Source organism: Nonomuraea cypriaca, assembly GCF_015645445.1.
Lineage (GTDB): Bacteria > Actinomycetota > Actinomycetes > Streptosporangiales > Streptosporangiaceae > Nonomuraea > Nonomuraea cypriaca.
Genome location: NZ_JADOGI010000423.1, coordinates 1 through 4182, shown reverse-complemented (window position 1 = coordinate 4182; position 4182 = coordinate 1). Strand labels below are relative to the sequence as shown.

The 4182-nt window shown below is 72.3% G+C and carries 3 protein-coding genes and 1 pseudogene; all 4 read right to left on the bottom strand.

The annotated features are described in order from the left end of the window. Positions 1 to 567: bifunctional ornithine acetyltransferase/N-acetylglutamate synthase (locus ITP53_RS54195; RefSeq protein WP_236052222.1), on the bottom strand; the 567-nt coding region annotated here is incomplete at its 3' end. Beyond that, entirely contained in the window at positions 564 to 1586 is a 1023-nt protein-coding gene (gene argC, locus ITP53_RS54190; RefSeq protein ID WP_195903278.1) for an N-acetyl-gamma-glutamyl-phosphate reductase, read from the bottom strand. The genes argC and ITP53_RS54195, both read right to left, overlap by 4 nt. Before the next feature lie 211 nt (positions 1587 to 1797). Next, a complete protein-coding gene (locus ITP53_RS54185; protein WP_195903277.1) occupies positions 1798 to 3837 on the bottom strand; it encodes a bifunctional aldolase/short-chain dehydrogenase in 2040 nt (679 codons plus the stop codon). Between the two features lie 6 nt (positions 3838 to 3843). Beyond that, a pseudogene (locus ITP53_RS54180) lies at positions 3844 to 4182 on the bottom strand (L-rhamnose isomerase); the annotation flags it as partial.

The following is a 4182-nucleotide window of genomic DNA, read 5'->3' as shown; positions in this document are numbered from 1 at the left end:
CGTGGAAGAAACCTCTCCCCCCACAGAGGGCTTCGCCCCCTGCGCGCCCCCGACAGGCGTGGAAGAGGCTTTTTCTGACGCGATGGCTTCGCCACCGCGTTTGAAGGAGATCTTGGAGACGGTGTCGGTGGTGCGGATGGCGTCGGCGGCGTGCAGGCCGCCGTCGCGGGAGAGGTGGGTGGCGGCGGACTCGACGCCGGACAGCAGCCGGTCCATCGGCAGCCGCTCGCCGATCAGCCCGGTGGAGCAGACCGCGACCTCGCCCGCGGAGTCCTGGAGCACCTCGGCCACCTTCTCCGCGGTGGCGTGCGTGTCCTGGAAGCCCTCGGGGCCGGTGCAGGCGTTGGCTCCGCCGGAGTTGAGCACCACCGCTCGCAGTCGCCCGCCGGCGAGGACCTGCTGCGACCACAACACGGGGGCGGCCTTCACGCGGTTGGCGGTGAAGACGCCCGCGGCGGCGCGGCTTGGCCCGTCGTTGACGACGAGGGCCAGGTCGCGGGCGTCGCCGGACTTGATTCCCGCGGCGACGCCCGCGGCCCGGAAGCCGAGTGGGGCGGTAACGCTCATGGTGCGACTCCTGTCAGGGGAAGGCCGAGCTCTTCCGGCAGGCCGAGGGCGAGGTTGACGCTCTGGATCGCGCCTCCGGCCGTGCCCTTGGTGAGGTTGTCGATGGCGATGACGGCGATCACGCGGCCGGCGCGCTCGTCGAGCGTCACCTGGAGGGCCGCGGTGTTGGCGCCGTAGGTCATGGCGGTGGCCGGCCAGACGCCCTCCGGCAGGAGGCTGACGAACGGCTCGTCCTTGAGCGCCACCTCGTACGCCGTGCGCAGCGACGCCTTGGTGACGCCGGGCGCGGCGGGGGCGCTGCAGGTGGCGAGGATGCCCCGGCTCATGGGGGCCAGCGTCGGCGTGAACGAGACGCGCACGGGCTCGCCCGCGACGGCCGACAGGCCCTGCTCCATCTCGGGGGTGTGCCGGTGGACGCCGCCCACGCCGTACGCGCTGACCGAGCCCATGACCTCGCTGCCGAGCAGGTTGGGCTTGAGCGACTTGCCGGCGCCGCTGGTGCCGCTGGCGGCCACCACGACCACGTCGGGCGCGGCCAGCCCGGCGGCGAACGCGGGCGACAGGGCGAGCAGGACGGAGGTCGGGTAGCAGCCGGGGACCGCGATGCGGGTGGCCTTCCTCAGGACCTCGCGCTGTCCGGGCAGCTCGGGCAGGCCGTAGGGCCAGGTGCCCGCGTGCTGGCCGCCGTAGAACTCCTGCCAGGCGGCCGGGCCGGCGAGCCGGTGGTCGGCGCCGCAGTCGACCACGATCGTCTCCTCACCGAGCTGGGACGCGACGGCGGCCGAGTGGCCGTGCGGCAGCGCCAGGAACACGACGTCGTGCCCGGCGAGCGTGTCGGCGGTGGTCTCCTCGATGACGCGGTCGGCCAGCCGGAACAGATGCGGCTGGTGGGTGCCGAGGCGGTTGCCCGCGCTGGAGGCCGCGGTGAGCGCGCCGATCTCGAACTCGGGGTGGCCGAGCAGGAGGCGCAGCAACTCACCGCCCGCGTAGCCGCTGGCTCCCGCGATCGCTGCCCTCATGAGACACCCTCCTGCATAATCATGCACCCAAGCTTATGACCTTGCCTGTGTCGATGATGCCGTTTGGAGGATGGATATGCAAGCCGCGCGGGGAGGCGGCGGCCCTGCGGCAGGACCGTTCCCATCGCTCTTACCCAGGTCGGCGCGGACTTCACAGAATGCTCATGGCCGCCGTGATCGGGAGTTCCCGATCACGGCGGCCATGGTGCCGTCAGCGCAGGAACGCCGCCGCCACGCCCGCGTCCACCGGGATGTGCAAGCCCGTGGTGTGGGTGAGGTCGCCGCCGGTGACGGCGAAGACGGCAGCGGCCACGTGCTCGGGCAGGACCTCCCGCTTGAGCAGGGTCCGCTGGGCGTAGAACTCGCCGAGCTTCTCCTCCTCCACGCCGTACACGGCGGCGCGGTTGGCGCCCCAGCCGGAGGCGAAAATGCCCGAGCCGCGTACGACGCCGTCGGGGTTGATGCCGTTGACGCGGATGCCGTGCTCGCCCAGTTCGGCCGCCAGCAGCCGGACCTGGTGCGCCTGGTCGGCCTTGGCCGCGCCGTAGGCGACGTTGTTCGGGCCGGCGAAGACGGCGTTCTTGGAGGAGATGTAGATGATGTCGCCCCCCATGCCCTGATTCATCAGGACTCGGGCGGTCTCACGGGAGACCAGGAACGAGCCCCTGGCCATCACGTCGTGCTGCAGGTCCCAGTCGGCCACGCTGGTCTCCAGCAGCGCCCGCGACAACGACAGGCCGGCGTTGTTGACGACGAGGTCCACACCGCCGAACGCGAGCACGCTCGCGCGCATCGCCGCGGCGATCTGCTCCTCCGACGTCACGTCCACCCCGACCGCCACGGCGACGTCGGACCCGCGGTACGCGGCCGCGCCCAGCTCGGCGGCCACCTTCTCGGCGGCGCCCAGGTCGCGGTCGGCGACCACCACGCACGCGCCCTCGGCGGCCAGCCGGCGGGCGGTGGCCGCGCCGATGCCCGAGCCGCCGCCGGTCACCAGCGCCACGCGCGTCGCCAGGGGCTTGGGCCTGGGCAGGCGGCGGAGCTTGGCCTCCTCCAGCTCCCAGTACTCGATGCGGAACTTCTCCGACTCGGGGATGGGCGCGTACGTGGAGACGGACTCGGCGCCGCGCATGACGTTGATGGCGTTCACGTAGAACTCGCCGGCCACGCGGGCGGTCTGCTTGTCCTTGCCGAAGGAGAACATGCCGACGCCGGGCACCAGCACGATCGCCGGGTCGGCGCCGCGCATGGGCGGCGAGTCCGGCGTGGCGTGCCGCTCGTAGTAGGCGGTGTAGTCGGCCCGGTAGGCGGCGTGCAGCTCGCGCAGCCGCTCCACGGCCTGCTCCAGAGGCGCGTCCGGCGGCAGGTCGAGCACCAGCGGCGCGACCTTGGTCCGCAGGAAGTGGTCAGGGCAGGACGTGCCCAGCGCCGCCAGCCGCGGGTGCTCGGCGCGGGAGACGAAGTCCAGCACCTCGGGGGTCTCGGTGTAGTGGCCGACCACGCGGACGTCGGTGGAGGCCAGGCCGCGCAGGTACGGGAGCAGCGCGGCGGCCCGCTCGTGCCGCTCGGCCTCGGGCAGCGTGTCGTACACGACCGCGCCGAACGGCTCCGCGCTCCCGTGCTCGGCCAGGTACGCCTCCGCGGTGCGGATGATCTCCAGCGAGCGGGACTCGCACTCCTCGGACGTGTCGCCCCACGCGGTGATGCCGTGGCCGCCCAGGACGCAGCCGATGGCCCCCGGGTTGGCGTCCTTGATGGCGGCGATGTCCAGTCCGAGCTGGAATCCGGGCCGCCGCCACGGCACCCACACCACCCGGTCGCCGAAGACCCGCCTGGTCAGCTCCTCGCCGTCGAGCGCGGTGGCCAGCGCGATGCCGGCGTCGGGGTGCAGGTGGTCGACGTGCGCGGACTCGACCAGGCCGTGCATGGCCGTGTCGATCGACGGCGCGGCCCCGCCCCTGCCGTGCAGGCAGTAGTCGAACGCGGCCACCATCTCGTCCTCGCGCTCCACGCCCGGGTAGACGCCCTTGAGCGCGCGCAGCCGGTCCAGGCGGAGCACGGCCAGCCCCTGCTCCTTCAGCGTGCCGAGGTCGCCGCCCGAGCCCTTCACCCAGAGCAGCTCGATCTCCTCGCCGGTGACCGGGTCGGGGGCGGCGCCCTTGGCCGAGGTGTTGCCGCCCGCGTAGTTGGTGTTGCGCGGATCGGCTCCCAGGCGATGAGAGCGTTCCAGTAGTTCGTTGATGACGTCCATGCTCTTTCAGGCTCCCCAGCCGGCCTGCGTACCACCGACTCGCTCAGCGGCGATTTTCTCGAAATATCCGGACTTGGCGTAGGCGCCCATCGGATCGGGCGCGAGGCCCATCTCCTCGCGCAACTCGGCGAGCAGCGGCCGCACGTCGGTGTTGTACGCGTCCATGAACACCGCGTTCGCGCCCAGCACGTCACCCTCGGCCTGCGCGGCGGCCAGCGCCTCGCGATCCACGAGCAGCGCCTTGGCGGTCGCCTCCTGAACGTTCATGACCGACCGAATCTGCCCGGGAATCTTGGGCTCGATGTTGTGACACTGGTCCAACATGAAGGCGACCCTGCGGGGGGC